This is a genomic window from Photobacterium sp. GB-50, assembly GCF_003026755.1.
Lineage (GTDB): Bacteria > Pseudomonadota > Gammaproteobacteria > Enterobacterales > Vibrionaceae > Photobacterium.
On sequence record NZ_PYNX01000001.1, the window covers coordinates 289263 to 307268 of the forward strand.

Sequence of the window (18006 nt, forward strand, 5' to 3'; positions counted from 1 at the left end):
AAGAAATTCCCAATCTATATACTTTACATTCCTGCGTTTAGTGTCGATAACGCTAAACGTCAGGCGAATTCAATCCCGACCGCTTGCTGTCTAATTTATCGTCTAAATTGGATAGCAAGAAGGCCAAGAGGTAAAAATAACGAGGCATTATACCCAAACAGGCTCAATAAGCGAAGTGATCCGACGGTAATTCATCACCAATTCGTTATGACGACTTTAAAGTCTTATTATGACCAAATATCTACGGCGATTTAGACTTTTACAAACAAAATCACGTAAGATAAATCATCACTCTCTACTTAATAAACCCAAGTCTTATTATGTCTTCACCTTCTGATTTATCTTTACCGTTATATCTTGGGTTATCTCAATGGTCACACAATCATTGGCAGCAAAGCATATACGGTAAAGGCTGTAAAAATGGTGACCGTTTAGCTCGCTATGCAGAGGTATTTCATACTGTCGAGGGAAATACCACCTTTTACGCTATTCCGAGCATGACGACGGTAAAAAATTGGAACGGTGCGACACCTGACAGTGGATTTAAATTTACCTTTAAAATTCCCCAAACCATCACCCATCAGCAGCAGCTTCGTCATAGTAATCAAAGCTTGGTGGATTTTCTCAATACCATGTCGCCGGTTGAAGAAAAAACGGGCGTATGGATGATTCAGCTACCTGCGAGGTTTAGTCCTCACGATTTACCCTTACTCGATGCCTTTTTAGATCAGTTTCCACGCCACTTTACTACCGGTGTCGAAGTTCGCCATCCTGTGTTCTTTGCCAAAGGCGAAGAGGAAAAAGCACTTAATCGAATGCTGTTAGAAAAAGGCAGTAACCGCATTATTATGGATAGCCGTCCTGTCTTTTCAGCCATAGCGAATACAGAAGCGGTGATTGATGCACAAAAGAAGAAACCTCGCGTGCCAGTTCATGCAATCGCAACCGCTGATAACCCTGTGATCCGCTTTATTGGTCATCCTGATGATGCGTGTAACGATCCTTTTTTTAAAAACTGGCTACAACGACTGCCTTTATGGATCAAAGAAGGTAAAACGCCCTATCTCTTTATTCATACCCCAGACAATAATGCTGCGCCTGAATCAGCCCGTCGGCTTTATAATGTGTTACGCGATAACCTTATCAGCGAAAACCACACTCTTTCGCCACTCCCCGAACTTGCTATGCCCAGTGCTGCTGAAATAAGTACGCCACAAATCTCTTTGCTATAAACGCAAATAATCAATCAAAGAACAAATCAGAAATCATTAAAGACAAATGCTGCTATTTTCTCTACAATACGCGACCTTTCAAAGGTGATGGATCGCCTGAGTATCAGCAAGGTTTGATGCTCAATACGTACAATGGATCCCTGTTCTTTATATATTATGAGGTTCGTGAGAAATGGCAGGCCACGACAATATTTTTGCTGCGCCAATTGAAAAACTCGGTGATTTTACGTTCGATGAGCGTGTTGCTGAAGTCTTCCCTGATATGATCCAACGCTCTGTGCCGGGTTACAGTAATATCATCTCAGCAATTGGCATGTTAGCTGAGCGCTTTGCCAAGCCTCATTCTAAAATCTTTGATCTTGGTTGTTCTTTAGGAGCAGCTACTCTTTCTATGCGTCGCCATATTCAGCAAGAAGGTTGCGAAATTTTAGCAATTGATAATTCTGCTGCTATGGTTGAACGATGCCGATTATTAGTGGACGCATATCGCTCTGACACACCAGTGCAAGTCATTGAAGCTGATATCCGTGATGTTGATATTCATGACGCTTCAGTTGTGGTGTTAAATTTCACTCTCCAATTCCTTGTACCTGAAGATCGCCAAGCATTATTAGAAAAAATCTATGCTGGCTTACGCCCTGGCGGTATTTTAATTTTGTCGGAGAAATATATTTTCGATGACGAACGTGCCAATGAATTATTGATTGATTTACACCACGATTTTAAACGAGCAAATGGTTATAGCGAGCTAGAGATCAGCCAAAAACGGAGCGCAATAGAAAATGTGATGCGCCCTGACAGTATTGAAACCCACAAAACACGTTTCAAGAAAATAGGCTTTTCTAGTTCTGAAGTATGGTTCCAGTGCTTCAATTTCGGCTCAATGTTTGCGATTAAATAAGGTTTTTTGTTCCATATGTTTAGTTTTTCTGATTTTTATCAGCTTCTTGCCCAGCATGAAACATTACGTCCATGGCTAAATACTCTACCTAAACAATTAAGTGATTGGGAAAATAGAGAGCACGGGGATATGGCTCGTTGGGTTCGCGCATTGCAAAAGTTCCCAACCGATAAACCCGATATTATTGATTTAAAAAATGAAGTCAGTGTTCGTAATGAAGTTCCGATTGCCGATGGTGAGAAAAAACGTTTAGAAAGTCTATTACGTTTGCTTCACCCTTGGCGTAAAGGCCCATTCACCATGCATGATATTCATATCGATACGGAATGGCGCTCAGATTGGAAATGGGATCGTGTACTGCCTCACATTACACCACTAAAAGGCCGTAGCGTATTAGATGTAGGCTGTGGTAATGGCTATCATATGTGGCGCATGCTGGGTGAAGGTGCAAAGCTTACCGTCGGTATCGACCCATCAAGCTTATTTTTAATTCAATTTGAAGCCATTAAGCGATTAATGGGCAACGATGATCGCGCATTCTTATTACCATTAGGTATTGAAGATCTGCCCGAATTAAAAGCATTTGATACGGTATTTAGTATGGGAGTCCTGTACCACCGTCGTTCACCGCTCGATCACATTATTCAGTTAAAGAATCAACTGCGTAAAGGCGGTGAAGTCATTCTAGAAACATTGGTGATTGATGGTGATGAAAATGCGGTATTGGTTCCAACTCACCGCTACGCCCAAATGCACAATGTTTATTTCTTCCCATCAGCAAAAGCATTAAAAGTGTGGATGGAAAAATGTGGCTTTGTTGATGTCCGTATTGTTGATGAGAATATAACAACAACAGATGAGCAAAGAACGACAGATTGGATGACAAATAATTCCCTTCCGGAATACTTAGATTCAAAAAATCCGTCAAAAACTATCGAAGGATATCCAGCACCAAAACGTGCGGTTTTAATAGCCCGCAATCCTGACTAGTAACTGACACTGGGATGCTGTTCGCATCCCTTTTTGTAAGGTAAACTACGGTCGACATTAGAAAATAGACGCACATAGGAGATATGATGCTTCGCTTCAGCGTACCATTAATCACAATTGCAATACTGACAGGGTGTTCAACCACGCAGCCTCAAGATCATCAAGAAACCTTGGCAGCGATCAGCAACGTAGAACAGAATATTAATTCTCAATTCGATACTGTTTCTACCCGAATGGATTCACAACAGCAATATATTACCGAGCTAGAAAGTAAATTAGCGTCTATCTCTAAAGATCTAAAGTTTATTAAGCAAAAAAGCCTAGAAAAGCCTAAAGTTATTGTTGAAAAACAAATTGTTCGAGTGCCTGTTGAGCCAAAAATTGAAGCGAACCCAACCCAAGCCAATGGTAAAGCTATCCTTGGTCAGGAAGAGTGGGTTTGGATTGATTCAGTTAAATCATTCTTTAAAGCACGTGTCGATACAGGTGCAACCACCTCATCTTTAAATGCTGTTGATGTACAAACTTTTGAACGAGATGGTAAAGAATGGGTACGTTTTAACCTGAGCCATGATTCAGCAGAAGATACTCCAGCAGAAAAAGCACAAAACGATAAAGCAAAACCTGAAACTATCGAAGCACCCATTCTGCGCTGGGTTCGTATCCGCCAGTCAACGTCAGAAGAAGCAGTGCGTCGCCCTGTCATTGAAGCTTGGATCACGCTTGGTAATTTACATGAAAAAGCGCAATTCACGCTTGCAGATCGAACGAAGATGGATTTCCCTGTCTTATTAGGTCGTGAGTTCTTTAAAGACATTGCACTGGTTGATGTGGGTAAAGAATTTGTTCAAGGAAAAACTGAGCCAAAACCAGAGCCAGTTAGTGCTAATAAATAAATGATGAGGATGTCATGACGTCTAGAGTACCCTTTTATATCCTTATTTCGCTGCTTATTATTGCAGGTTTAGGACTGAGCATGTATCGCCATGATGTCTACGGTGTGCCGTGGACACCAGGCGAAGAGCGTGCAGTATGGGAAGTTGAAGCACGTGTTCAATTCGATGCTGTTGGTGATCCTGTACAAGTTAAAATGGCGACACCTGAAACACAGGAAGGCTTTACCTTAATTGATGAAAGTACGTCGTCACCTCCTGGCTACTCTGTACTTATCCATAATACGAAAGAAGGTCACCAAGCTGACTGGGCTACGCGTACCGCTATGGGTAAGCAAGTACTTTACTACAAAACTCAGCTTCTTGTTGATGATCAAGCGCAGTACAAAGAGATCCCACCTAAAGGTGAACCCGCTACAGTCAGTTTAAGCAACCCGCAGCAAACAGCAGCAACAGCACTGTTAACACAGGCGCGTAATTTATCTGCGAACAACACTACGTTTACCCGTGAACTTATTCGTCAATTACAAGATAAACAAAACCAAAACGCATCCGTGTTACTTGATTCTATGAGTCCGCAAGAAGCCATTACAAGTTTACTTTCACTTGAAGGTATCCATTCGCGTATTGTTAGCGGTTTAAAACTTGAAGATGGTCGTCGTCGCCAAACAGTGATGCCGATGGTTGAAGTGTGGGATAACAATAGTTGGAAGCTCTTTAATCTGACTACTGGCGAAGAAGGCAAACCTTCGGATGTAATGATTTGGAACCAACAAGGCAGTGCGATGCTAGATGTTGTTGGTGGTCGAAATTCTAATATTAGTTTTTCTATCATTGCTCAAGACATCACACCACAGCGTGCTACGCAAGAGAAGATTAAAGCCGAAGACTTATTAAACTTCTCAATCCACTCATTACCACTCGAAGAACAAGCAATGTTTAAAACCATTATGCTTGTTCCTATTGGTGCCCTGATTGTGGTATTCCTTCGCGTGATTATTGGCTTGAAAACCTCTGGTACTTTCATGCCAGTGTTAATCGCGGTTGCGTTTGTCCAAACACAATTATTAACGGGTATTGTTGGTTTCTTATTGATTGTTGGTACAGGTTTAATTATTCGAAGTTATTTATCGAAATTGAACTTGCTCTTAGTCTCACGAATATCCGCGGTAATTATTACCGTAATATTGATCATTTCAATATTCACGGTTGTTGCCTTTAAGATTGGTCTTATTGAAGGTCTAACAATTACCTTCTTCCCAATGATCATCTTGTCATGGACTATCGAACGTATGTCGATTCTATGGGAAGAAGAAGGGGCGAAAGAAGTCTTCGTACAAGGTGGTGGTTCACTACTCACTGCGATCCTTGTGTACCTTGCAATGACGAACCCTATGATCCGTCACCTAACATTTAACTTCATTGGTGTGCAGTTCATCATTCTAGCTGCCATCCTAATGCTAGGTAACTACACAGGTTATCGTTTAAGTGAACTTCGTCGTTTTAAGCCGCTAACTGAGGATTAATCGATGAATTTACTTGCACGTTTTACTTCACCAAACAAGCTGAAAGAACGTGGCATCATGGGGATGAACAAGCGTAATCATAGCTACATTGGTCGCTATAATGATCGCAGCCTTTATCCTCTTGTTGATGATAAATTAAAAACAAAATTTATCGCCCAACAAGCCGGTGCAACCGTTCCTGATTTGATCGGTGTTATCGATAGCCAAGGCTCAGTAAAAAAAATCCACGATATGGTAAAAGATTGGCCTGGATTTGTGATTAAGCCCGCACAAGGCTCGGGCGGTAAAGGCATTTTAGTTATTGTTAAGCACAAAGACGGTATTTATGTAAAACCGTCTGGTGCAGAAATCAATAAACAAGATGTTGAACGTCATATTACCAATACCCTCGCGGGACTATTCTCGTTGGGTGGTAAAAATGATGTCGCCATGGTCGAAAACTTGATCCAATTTGATAATGTTTTTGATGGCTTTAGTTTTGAAGGTGTACCTGATGTTCGTGTCATCGTATTTAAAGGCTATCCTGTGATGGCGATGATGCGTTGTTCGACCTCTGCGTCCGATGGCAAAGCAAACTTGCACCAAGGTGCTGTCGGTGTCGGGATTGATATCGCGTCAGGTAAAGCGGTACGAGCAGTTCAATTTAATCAGCCAATTGAACACCACCCAGATACTGATCGTTTACTCAGCGAGCTTCAAGTACCTAATTGGAACAAGCTACTAACGCTTGCTGCGAGTGCTTGGGAAATGACAGGCTTAGGCTACATGGGTACAGATATGGTGTTAGACAAAGTGAAAGGCCCTATGGTGCTAGAGCTCAATGCTCGACCAGGATTGGCCATTCAAATTGCAAATGGTTGTGGTTTACTCCCTCGCCTTCGCCATATTGAAAATATCGGTACTTCTGCACATACGCCAACACCTGAAGAGCGTGTCGCTTATGCTGCTCACCAGTTCGGTGTCAAACCTAAGTTTTAATCTTCTCGGTTAATACCTTTTGAAAGCCCTGTCGTGTTATCACGACAGGGCTTTTTTATTTTTATTAATAATATAAAAAATTAAAGCTCTTGGCATTGATGTCGATATAAAGACTATCACTATGATTAAGGCTTACTTTTCCATGCAACACATTTCTTTAGATAATATGCTGATCAATGAGATCCAGCTCGGTACAGGACTCAACCAAGCGGTTGAATCTGGTCGTCGTGCTGATTTCTCATTAATGCTTGCATTGCTATCTTCTGAATTAATGGAAAACACACCGCAAGATAACGAGCCTGAGCAGATTCAAACAGAGCAACAACTACGTGCTTATTTTGAGCTACCTTTTCCTCAACCGCTGACCACATCAAAACATTGTTACCAACGCTCTGCGGATCAGGCAAAAGCTTTCCATGAATCAGGTATTGCGAGTACCCGTTTACTACACGGCCTGCAACCCACAGCGTTAACGTTCCCAGCAGAGAACACTAAAGGATTACCTGAAGATATCTTTCACAACCTTTCAGTACACGAACGTCGCAAGCTTCCACCAGAAGAGCCTCGTCCTATCTCGGCATCACCAAAAAACTTATATGCTTCGCTTATTCATGCAAAGCGAACTTCTGAGCTTTATCACGCCGCTTAATATTCATATAACTATCTGCCAACCCAGCAATGATACCCAATAGGTATCTTTGTGAGCGCAATCAAACATTGTCACATCCAATTATTCTATTGTGAAAGCGCTAACTAATATGGTTCTTAACTACTTTTGGTCTGATCAGTTAATGCCATATTAACATGATAATTTTGGGATGATACTACTATGCTTATTGATCAATCTGTAATAGTCATCACTGCTGCAGGTACTCTCATCGGTAAAGCCATAGCTCTTCATTTTGCATCATTAGGGGCAAAACTTGCGCTCGTTGATAATGACATCCAAAATTTAGAGGCAACACAGGATGCTTGTTCTCAATTCTCTCGTCATATCAACATCTTTCATTTAAAAAACACCCAACCGCATTCAATTAAACAAGTCTTTACCAATATTCAGCGCCAACTAGGTACATTTAATGTCTTACTCAATACATGGCCAAAATGTACGAATACACCAAGTATTCTTGAGCCCAATGCAATTAATAAATTCAATGATGTAATGTGTAACAACGCAACCACTTTTTTTAGCGTTGGACAAATAGCAGCAACAATGATGCAAGACAACAAACAACCTGCTGTTATTATTAATTTAGCCTTACAACCATCTCACCATCACGCTCACCTTTCCGATACTAGTAAATCAGTAATACAAGGCTTAACTTTTGGCTGGTCTAAAGAATTATCTTCTTTGAATATCCGAGTGGGTGCCATTATTCCAATTACTTCAGATAATCAGACAATGCTCCATACACGATTACAAGTAGAAATAGTCAGTTGCACGGAATACATTATTACTAATGATTCCTTCAATGGCAGGATACTTGAAGCAGAGTGTTTGATATAACCATCTATAAGATATAAAAAAGCCCGCTAAGTTAGCGGGCTTTTTTTCAATCAACGCTAGGTATTAAGCTTTTGCTTTTTTACCTTTAGTGGTTTTCACTGGCTCTGATTTTTTAATCACTGTTGTGCCTTCAAACGCTTCACCTTCAATGAAAGGCTTACCGTAGTAAGATGCCATTAGTACATCTTTAAGCTCAGAGATTAGAGGATAACGAGGGTTTGCACCAGTACACTGGTCATCAAACGCTTCTACCGCTAACTCATCAACTTTCGCAAGGAAATCAGCTTCTGAAACGCCTGCTTCTTGGATTGACATTGGAATCTGAAGATTCACTTTCAATTCGTCTAACCAAGTTAGTAGACGCTCAATTTTCTGTGCAGTACGGTCACCCGCATGTGATAGACCTAAGTGATCAGCAACTTCAGCATAACGACGACGCGCTTGTGGGCTTGCGTACTGTGAGAATGCTGTTTGCTTTGTTGGATTATCATTCGCGTTGTAACGAACAACGTTAGAAATCAACAATGCGTTAGCAAGACCGTGTGGTACGTGGAACTCGGCACCTAGTTTGTGCGCCATTGAGTGACATACACCTAGGAATGCGTTCGCAAATGCGATACCCGCGATAGTTGCCGCATTGTGTACTTTCTCACGTGCGATTGGGTCATTAGCACCATTTGCATAGCTTGATGGTAAGTATTCTTTTAGCATTCTTAGTGCTTGAAGTGCTTGACCATCAGAGTATTCGTTAGCAAGAACTGATACGTAAGCTTCTAGTGCGTGAGTGACGGCATCGTAACCACCAAACGCTGTTAGAGACTTAGGCATGTTCATTACAAGGTTAGCATCAACGATTGCCATGTTAGGCGTTAGTTCGTAGTCAGCTAGTGGGTACTTAGCACCTGTTTTATCGTCAGTTACAACCGCAAATGGTGTTACTTCAGAACCTGTACCAGATGTAGTAGTGATACATACTAGTTCAGCTTTCTTACCCATTTTAGGGAACTTGTAAATACGTTTACGGATGTCCATGAAGCGCATTGCTAGTTCTTCGAAGTGCGTTTCTGGGTGCTCATACATTACCCACATGATCTTCGCAGCATCCATTGGCGAACCACCACCGAGTGCAATAATCACATCAGGTTGGAAGCTCTTCATTGCTTCAGCGCCTTTCTCAACAACAGACAGTGTTGGATCCGCTTCTACATCAAAGAATGTTTGAACTTCGATACCTTGTGCTTTAAGCAAAGATACGATTTCATCTGCGTAACCGTTATTAAATAGGAAACGGTCTGTTACTAAGAACGCACGCTTCTTACCTTCTAAATCGCTAAGTGCAATTGGAAGGCTACCACGACGGAAGTAAATTGATTTAGGTAGTTTATGCCACAACATATTTTCAGCTCGCTTCGCTACTGTCTTCTTGTTGATAAGGTGCTTAGGACCTACGTTCTCAGAGATAGAGTTACCACCCCATGAACCACAACCTAGAGTTAACGAAGGCGCAACGTTAAAGTTGTAAAGATCACCGATACCACCATGAGTTGTTGGGATATTCACAAGAATACGTGCTGTTTTCATTTTGTCGCCGAAGTACTTAATACGGTCAGCGTTAGTGTCTTGATTCGTGTATAAGCCAGATGTATGACCGATACCACCAATCTCTACCATTGTTACTGCTTGATCTACTGCATTTTCAAATGAAGACGCGCGGAACATACCTAATGTAGGAGATAGTTTCTCGTGTGCGAACTCATCGTCGAAAGAAACTTGCTCACCTTCACCAATAAGGATCTTAGTATTAGCAGGAACAGTAACACCCGCCATTTCTGCGATCTTCGTTGCTGGCTGACCTACGATATCTGCATTAAGGTTACCGTTGATAAGCAGAACTTTACGTACTTTCTCTGCCTCATCTTTTGATAAAACGTAGCCATTGTGAGAAGCAAAACGCTCTTTCACTTCATCATAGACTTCGTCCATAACGATTACAGCTTGCTCTGAGGCACAAACAACACCGTTATCAAACGTTTTTGACATAAGTACTGATGCAACAGCACGCTTAATATCAGCTGTTTCATCGATAACAACAGGCACGTTACCCGCACCAACACCGATAGCAGGTTTACCTGAAGAGTAAGCTGCTTTAACCATGCCTGGACCACCAGTCGCAAGGATAAGGTTGATATCATCGTGCTTCATTAGTGCGTTAGATAGTTCAACTGATGGTTGATCAATCCAGCCAATAATATCTTTAGGTGCACCTGCGGCAACAGCGGCATCTAATACTAATTTAGCAGCAGCGTTAGTTGAGTTTTTAGCACGCGGGTGTGGCGAGAAAATAATTGCGTTACGTGTTTTAAGAGAGATTAACGATTTGAAGATAGCTGTAGATGTCGGGTTAGTCGTTGGAACAATACCACAAATAATACCTACAGGCTCAGCAATAGTCATGGTGCCGAACTCATCGTTCTCTTCCAAGATACCGCATGTCTTTTCGTCTTTGTATTTGTTGTAGATAAATTCAGAAGCGAAGTGGTTTTTAATAACCTTGTCTTCGATGATACCCATGCCAGATTCAGCAACAGCTTGCTGAGCGAGAGGAATACGTGCGTTGTTTGCAGCAAGAGAAGCAGCGCGGAAAATTTTATCCACTTGCTCTTGAGAGAAAGTTGCAAATTCTTTTTGTGCCGCTTTAACGCGAGCAACCATTGCATCTAGTTCAGTGATATTTGTAACAGGCATAGTAGACTCCTACCTTAAGATTGAAAACTTTTTAGTAAGGATACGGCTTCATTCTTAATTCTCGAACTAAGAAAACCACACACTTAGTAAATTACTTTCAAAATTGATTATATTTATTCACATTCTAAAAAGATTTGATTTAGATCAGTGTTAGCTCTGATGATTAATTTATACCTAAAAACCATAAAAATGAGTAAAAAACAAACACATACTCTATAGAATCAATCTTTTTACTAATATTTCACATCTTAGCGACAATAACCACTTATTTCACAAGGAGAAATATTACGTAATAAAAATACATTTACTAGCCCTACATTTGTCTACTTGTGACAATTATCACCTTTTCATATACCAATTGGTCAATGTTGAGTCATTACTATTAATAAGCATTTCGTTTCACCATAGTAGTTCATGTTTTCAACAATAAAAGTTTATTTAAAAATAATGGAGAAATCTTTCACTAGAATTTTAAAAGCAGGCTTTTTTTTGTGGTTAGGCTAATAATTTAAGATTAAAATATCATCGAGTGATTAATTAACATTGGTTTTACCTGTCAAAAAATTAGCGTGCATAACCTAATTGTTAAGTTAATAACTACGCCTTATATACGAGGCTTTTTTACTCTGAGATCAACTGTATTGATTAATACTATTCTCATGACTTACACCTAGTGAAATCTAACTGAGAAAATCATGCAAGCCATTGAAATAGGAATATTTTTACACTTTTTTGTCGGGCTTTTTGCAACGGTAAACCCTGTTGGTATTATGCCTGTTTTCGTGTCATTAACTGGTTCAATGACACCTGAAGAGCGTAATAAAACTGCGTTAACAACCAATACAGCTGTTGTTATCATACTGGTAGTGGCTCTTGTTGCTGGCCAACACTTACTGGATCTCTTTAGTATCTCTATTGATTCATTCCGAGTCGCCGGCGGCTTACTGTTGCTGAGTATCGCTTTTTCAATGATGAGCGGTAAGATTGGCGAGGTGAAACAAAATAAAGAAGAGAAATCAGAGTCAGCCATACGTGAACAAGTCGGTGTGGTGCCACTTGCAATGCCTTTAATGGCAGGACCAGGTGCTATCAGTTCAACCATTGTTTATGGTTCCAAGTATCCAACAATGACATCAACGATTGGCATTGCCATTACCATCGTTGTATTTGCTTTTGGCTGTTGGTTACTGTTTCGCTCTGCACCATTAATTGTTCGCTTCCTAGGTCAAACAGGAATTAACGTTATTACTCGTATCATGGGTTTGATCCTTGCCGCACTTGGTATCGAATTTATTATTAATGGATTAAAAGTAATGCTACCAGGCCTAGTTTAAGCGTCACAACATAAACACCTCGCTAATAAAAGATAATAATTAAATATAAAGTCTCGATTTTTTCGGGACTTTTTATTATCAATTATCTACGCTCATCATTTACGCACTTACCTAATACTATTTTTGGTATACTAGTCTGCTGATTGATATGCCATACAAAATAATAACCTACTTCTGCGTAAGCTTACGGCTAACTAACACTTAATTATGATTAAACTGACTCTAAGACAACGTCTTTACCAAATTATTTTTGGTACCTCTACACGCGCTGGACAGCTATTCGATATTGGCTTAATAATCGCTATTGTTAGCTCTGAACTGATCCTAATCATTTCATCTGTTGCCAGTATTGAATCAAAATTCTCTACAGCGCTGTTAGGTGCTGAGTGGCTATTCACGATCTTATTTACCATAGAGTATATTCTGCGCTTGTATTGTTCGCCGCGCCCTCTCGCTTACGCGCGAAGTTTTTATGGCATCATTGATTTAATTGCCATTGTGCCTGCTTACATTTCTTTCTTTGTGCCAGGTTCAAACTATTTACTGATCGTACGTTTAATCCGTGTTTTACGTATTTTCCGTGTTCTAAAACTGGCTAGATTCTTACAAGACTCCAATATTCTTTTACGATCACTTCGCCATGCCCAACGTAAAATTTTTGTTTTCTTTAGTTCTGTATTAATTCTAGTTACCGTATTTGGTTCATTAATGTTCTTGATTGAAGGCCCTGAAAATGGCTTTACCAGTATCCCTAAAAGTATTTACTGGGCAGTCGTGACTATTACAACTGTTGGTTATGGCGATATTGTGCCGCAAACCGTAATGGGTAAGGCGTTAGCTTCATTGACCATGTTACTCGGTTACTCAATTCTTGCCGTTCCGACCGGTATTTTGACCGCAGAACTCAATCAAGAAATGAAAACACACCGAAACCTAAGACGATGCCCTAATTGTGCAACCAGTGGTCATGAAGTGGATGCTGATTACTGCAAAAAGTGTGGAACACAACTCCCTGAAAATATCTAATTATCATTAAAGAAAACCATTAATTTTAATGATTAACCACTTGATCTTTAAGACGTGATCTAATTCTTACTTTTACAAGATAACAATTATTCTCGTCTTATTTGGTCTACCTTTGTCTTCATCATTCAGGAAATATGAAAAATTAATGCGATTAACGATATACTCATTACTCTGTAGTTTCATTCTGATATTCAGTACTTCAGCATCTGCTACGCTAACCCTTTTTGAATCAGAGCAGCCTGAATTAACCCAAGCAGCAACGAGCATAAATACTGCCATTAATCAGCTACCTGATCAGCATTTGTTCACTCATAACGATGTTAAAGAAGTTAATTCCTTACTGTCTAAGACCCTCTCACAACAGAAGAAGCATCAAAAGTTACTGGCAACAGCACTGAATAAATACCAGAAAAGTGATGATAAAGAACAAGCATGGGAAAAACTGTCGTCGGTTTACAATTCACTACTGAGTATTAGCCAAGATAAAGAGCGCCTTCTCAATTTAAGTTCATCAGCTATCCAAGATAAGGTGACAGGATTTGGACCTTTTGGCGTTCAACAATTTAAGTTAGAGCTATCAATCACAGCACTTAACTTACAGTACATGGTCTTATATCAATTACGCAGTTTCCATGATTTGCTAAAAGATATGCTGATTTCGCCAGTCCCCATTCTTGTGGTTGCCTTAAAAGTTTTCGCTATTTTATTTTTACTTTCTTGGTGGCAGCGTAATAGCGCACGTTTGATCGAACATTTTAGAGAAACACAACTCGAACATAACCCGCATCCCAATCTTTTGTTTCGTGCGATTTGGTATATTAGTCGAGCGCACCGTCCAATTGGTTGGTTAATTGCAATCACGCTTTCACTCCGTATTGTTTCTCAATTACCAAGCTTGCACCACTTGATCTACTTGGAAATCTTCACATGGTGGATCCTTGGTGGCTCAATTGCAGTGCGATTTATACTTGAGTTTGCGCGTCGTAATAGCATCAATAATAGCGATGCTGAAGTTGTCGCATTACGTCTTTCAACTATTCGCCAATACGTATGGGGATTTATTGCCGCAGGCGTAATTCTACAAATTTCAGCGCGCACACTGGGGCAAGGCACCATCTATGCGTGGATTTGGTCAATTATCTTCTTTGGTTTTATCTTATTAACCTTAATTACGCTTCGTCGTTGGCGACATATCGTCTTTAAGCGTTTAGAAGGCGCGACACATCTGCCCCTTTCTATTAAATGGGCGCTCAATCATAAAGATAAATTATTACTTTCAATTCCAGCAACAGCACTAGGTGCAGCATGGCTTACCTTACGTCGCTTTCAACATACACTGGTTGCTAACTTATCAAAGTACATTTTCTTTCGTCATGCACTCGCCTATCTATTCCGTATTGAAGTTGCTAAACAAACAGAAACCTCTCGCGAACAACTCAATATGGTTCGTATCAAAGGTGCCGCTACTTATGAATATGTAAAGCCAGGTAGTGAGGATAGCCCAATCATTGAAGACTATGCGTTAGAAGAAATTAAACAGCTTTCAGGCTACTTATTAACTGATAAACCCGCAGTTTGTGTTGTTTCTGGTGAGCGTGGCATTGGGACAACGACACTTCTTCGACGCTTGTTACACAAAGTTAAAAATGCAACACCGATATACATTAACTGTCCTTATGATGGCTACGCAGAATTGCTACAACAGTTCTCTACCGCTCTTGGGCTTGCTAGTGACAGCTCTGAAGATGATATTCTTGAATACTTACGCAATAGTGAAACAACCTATTTAATTGCCATCGATAACGCTCAACGATTGGTGACACCTAAAGTCGGTGGACTAAAAGATCTAATGAGTATCACTAATTTATTGCGTAAAACACGGAAAAGTCATCGTGCGATTATTGCGGTTGAAAAATCATGTTGGCGTTTTGTTGATCGTGCTCGTGGTGAGCGTTTACTGTTTGATTTAGTCACCTTTATGCCACGCTGGAGCGAACAGCAAATTGGCGACTTATTAAAAACCCGCACCTCTTCCGAAGGAGAATTTGCCATTAGTTTTGAAGGCCTAGTGCTGCCTCGCCAGTGGGATGAAGATGACATAACAGAAGAAGAAAGAGCTCAACGAGGCTTTTATCGTATTTTGTGGGATTACTCTGATGGTAACCCTACGGTTGCTGTACGTTTCTTCCGTTTCTCTCTGCAGCGAGATAAAGACACAGATAAAGTACTGGTACGTTTATTTAAAGCACCACAATCTGAAGATTTAGAACAAATGCCAAAGCCGATGTTAGCAGTGCTACGTTCTATTGTGCAGTTAGAGGTCGCATCCCCGCAAGAGCTCTCTGAATGTACTCAGCTCAGCCTTGATGAAGTTATTGGTACGTTACGTTACTTCCAAAGTCGTGGTTTTATTGAATGGTCAGATGATAAAGCGAAAATCTCCGATCACTGGTTCCGTCATATCACTAATGTTCTCCACCGTCAGCACTTATTGGTGAAATAAATGAAGCGTTTATTCTGTCTACTTAGCCTAGTACTTCTAAGTTTTTCACCAGCTGTTTTTGCTGATGACATGCCAAACATTGAGGACTTCCAGCAATTTGCTAACCTTATTCGTTGGAGTGGCGTGCTCTTTTCTGCATTAACGGTTTGTGCCGCTTGGATATTACTGCGATTTATTCAATCGATTGTTGATGGTATCAGTAGCCAATTTGCTCAACGTCGAATGTTGCTGCAAAAGCTGCAATCTTTCTTCCAATTCTTCATTTATATGTCGACGGGTATTGCCGTCTTTATGATGAGTTTCCGTGTTGATGATCGTATCTTAGCTTTGATTGGCGGCACTATTGCGGTATCTGTTGGTTTTGCCCTTAAAGACTTGGCAGCCTCGTTCATTGCAGGCTTAACCGTGATGATTGATAGACCTTTCCAAGTTGGCGATCGTGTAACATTTGAAGGCAATTATGGTGACATTATTACTATCGGTTTGCGCTCTGTACGTATGCGCACCTTAAATGACGATATTATCACCATACCAAACAACAAATTCTTAAGTGAAGTCACCGTCAGTGGTAACTATGGTGCGCTGGATATGCAAGTGGTGATCCCCTTCTATATTAGTATGGATCAAGATATCCGCTTAGCCCGAGATTTAATCCAAGAAGCTGCGTCATCAAGCCGTTATATTCACCTACCAAAACCTGTAACGGTTTTAGTAAAGCAAACGATCACCGATAACTACCTAGCTATCATGTTGACTTGTAAAGCTTATGTGGTTGATACCAAATATGAAAAGTTATTTGAAACTGATATTACACTGCGTGTAATGGAAGAATTTGCACGTAACGGCATTAGGCCACCAGCAATCGCACTCAAAAGTACCGATGCTTAATTCGTATTTATATTACTGATATAAAAAAACCGAGCACTTAGCTCGGTTTTTTCTTATGGGGATGTAATTACTTACGACGCCATGTTGTGCCTTGTGCACCATCTTCTAAAATAATGCCCATTGCTAATAACTTATCACGAGCGTCATCTGCTGCAGCCCAATCTTTTGCTGCACGCGCATCGAGACGTTGTTGAATCAATGCTTCAATTTCAGCCACATTATCATCTTCACCAGCACCACCTTGTAGGAAAGCTTCAGGCTCTTGAGATAGAAGACCAAGTACATCAGCAAGCTCACGCATACGTGCACCTAATGCAGAAGCCGTAGCAACATCATCTGTTTTCAAACGGTTAATTTCACGCGCCATATCAAACAGTACTGAATAAGCTTCAGGTGTATTAAAGTCATCATCCATCGCTTCTTTAAAGCGAGTAACGAACTCTTCACCGCCAGCCGCTTCAACTGATGTGTCTAAACCACGAAGCGACGTGTATAGACGCTCAAGTGCAGAACGCGCTTGTTTCAAGTTATCTTCGCTGTAGTTTAGCTGGCTACGGTAGTGACCAGACATTAGGAAGTAACGTACCGTTTCAGGATCGTAGTGGTTTAATACATCACGAATCGTGAAGAAGTTACCTAATGACTTAGACATCTTCTCGCGGTCAACCATTACCATGCCACTGTGCATCCAAGTATTTACATACTGGGTATCATGTGCACAGCAAGATTGCGCGATTTCGTTTTCATGGTGTGGGAACTGAAGATCTGAACCACCACCGTGAATATCAAAGTGATCGCCTAAGATTGCAGAGTTCATTGCTGAACATTCAATGTGCCAACCTGGACGACCTGGGCCCCATGGCGATTCCCACGTAGGTTCACCTGGTTTAGACATTTTCCATAAAACGAAATCTAGCGGGCTACGTTTTGCCATATCAATATCAACACGCGCACCTGCTTGAAGTTGGTCAAGATCTTGCTTAGATAAACGACCGTAATCTTCATACTTGCTCACTTCAAACATGACATCGCCATTAGAAGCAACATAAGCAAAACCACGTTCAATTAATCGCTCACAAAGCGCGATAATTTCTGCGATAAACTGTGTCGCACGTGGTTCAACGTCTGGACGTTTCATACCTAACGCATCAAAATCCGCATGCATTTCACCGATCAAACGCTCAGTTAATGAATCACAACTTTCGCCATTTTCAGCGGCACGCTTAATGATTTTATCGTCGATATCAGTGATATTACGAACAAATGTTAAATCATAACCAGAATAGCGCAGGTAACGAGAAACCACGTCAAAAGATACAAACGTACGACCGTGTCCGATGTGACACAAATCGTAGATCGTTACTCCACAGACGTACATGCCTACTTTGCCAGGCTGGATTGGGGTGAATGCCTCTTTCTGTCGTGTGAGCGAGTTATAGATCTTTAACATGTCTCTTCATTACTCATAGTAGTAGGATTACAA

Annotated in this window: 14 protein-coding genes; 12 read left to right on the forward strand and 2 right to left on the reverse strand. The window is 40.7% G+C overall.

Features of this window, described 5'->3' with window-relative positions:
* Positions 1-320: 320 nt before the first annotated feature.
* The 8 genes from C9J41_RS01210 (at position 321) to C9J41_RS01245 (ending at position 8027) form a co-directional block, all read left to right on the forward strand.
* Complete coding sequence (locus C9J41_RS01210) at positions 321-1232, forward strand: DUF72 domain-containing protein (RefSeq protein ID WP_107205618.1); 912 nt, start codon at positions 321-323, stop codon at positions 1230-1232.
* 172 nt (positions 1233-1404) lie between these two features.
* Positions 1405-2133 (forward strand): carboxy-S-adenosyl-L-methionine synthase CmoA, encoded by a 729-nt coding sequence (gene cmoA, locus C9J41_RS01215; protein WP_107259421.1) that lies wholly within the window; start codon positions 1405-1407, stop codon positions 2131-2133.
* Between the two features lie 15 nt (positions 2134-2148).
* Positions 2149-3123, forward strand: coding sequence for a tRNA 5-methoxyuridine(34)/uridine 5-oxyacetic acid(34) synthase CmoB (cmoB, locus tag C9J41_RS01220; RefSeq protein WP_107205617.1), 975 nt, complete (start codon positions 2149-2151; stop codon positions 3121-3123).
* A gap of 86 nt (positions 3124-3209) precedes the next feature.
* Entirely contained in the window at positions 3210-4019 is an 810-nt protein-coding gene (locus tag C9J41_RS01225; protein WP_107292065.1) for an ATP-dependent zinc protease, read from the forward strand.
* 14 nt (positions 4020-4033) lie between these two features.
* Positions 4034-5542, forward strand: a complete 1509-nt coding sequence (locus C9J41_RS01230; protein WP_107294111.1) for an inactive transglutaminase family protein — start codon at positions 4034-4036, stop codon at positions 5540-5542.
* A 3-nt stretch (positions 5543-5545) separates the two neighbouring features.
* A complete protein-coding gene (locus C9J41_RS01235) occupies positions 5546-6520 on the forward strand; it encodes an alpha-L-glutamate ligase-like protein (RefSeq protein WP_105060595.1) in 975 nt (324 codons plus the stop codon).
* Between the two features lie 142 nt (positions 6521-6662).
* Positions 6663-7169, forward strand: a complete 507-nt coding sequence (locus C9J41_RS01240; RefSeq protein WP_107205614.1) for a VC2046/SO_2500 family protein — start codon at positions 6663-6665, stop codon at positions 7167-7169.
* A 180-nt stretch (positions 7170-7349) separates the two neighbouring features.
* Positions 7350-8027: an SDR family NAD(P)-dependent oxidoreductase gene (locus C9J41_RS01245; protein ID WP_107290564.1), complete on the forward strand. Its 678-nt coding sequence runs from the start codon at positions 7350-7352 to the stop codon at positions 8025-8027.
* 63 nt (positions 8028-8090) lie between these two features.
* Here the strand turns inward: C9J41_RS01245 and adhE are convergent, their stop codons facing one another.
* Complete coding sequence (adhE, locus tag C9J41_RS01250) at positions 8091-10772, reverse strand: bifunctional acetaldehyde-CoA/alcohol dehydrogenase (protein ID WP_107205612.1); 2682 nt, start codon at positions 10770-10772, stop codon at positions 8091-8093.
* Positions 10773-11467: 695 nt separating this feature from the next.
* On the opposite strand from adhE, the gene C9J41_RS01255 reads away from it, so the two are divergent.
* The 4 genes from C9J41_RS01255 (at position 11468) to C9J41_RS01270 (ending at position 16523) form a co-directional block, all read left to right on the forward strand.
* Positions 11468-12106: a YchE family NAAT transporter gene (locus tag C9J41_RS01255; RefSeq protein WP_045127240.1), complete on the forward strand. Its 639-nt coding sequence runs from the start codon at positions 11468-11470 to the stop codon at positions 12104-12106.
* Between the two features lie 207 nt (positions 12107-12313).
* Positions 12314-13132, forward strand: a complete 819-nt coding sequence (locus tag C9J41_RS01260) for an ion transporter (protein WP_005370644.1) — start codon at positions 12314-12316, stop codon at positions 13130-13132.
* 145 nt (positions 13133-13277) lie between these two features.
* Positions 13278-15635 (forward strand): AAA family ATPase, encoded by a 2358-nt coding sequence (locus C9J41_RS01265; protein WP_107245556.1) that lies wholly within the window; start codon positions 13278-13280, stop codon positions 15633-15635.
* Complete coding sequence (locus tag C9J41_RS01270; RefSeq protein ID WP_107259417.1) at positions 15636-16523, forward strand: mechanosensitive ion channel family protein; 888 nt, start codon at positions 15636-15638, stop codon at positions 16521-16523.
* Positions 16524-16590: 67 nt separating this feature from the next.
* Here C9J41_RS01270 and cysS read toward each other — a convergent pair whose 3' ends face one another.
* Positions 16591-17973, reverse strand: a complete 1383-nt coding sequence (gene cysS / locus C9J41_RS01275; protein ID WP_105060600.1) for a cysteine--tRNA ligase — start codon at positions 17971-17973, stop codon at positions 16591-16593.
* Positions 17974-18006: the final 33 nt, after the last annotated feature.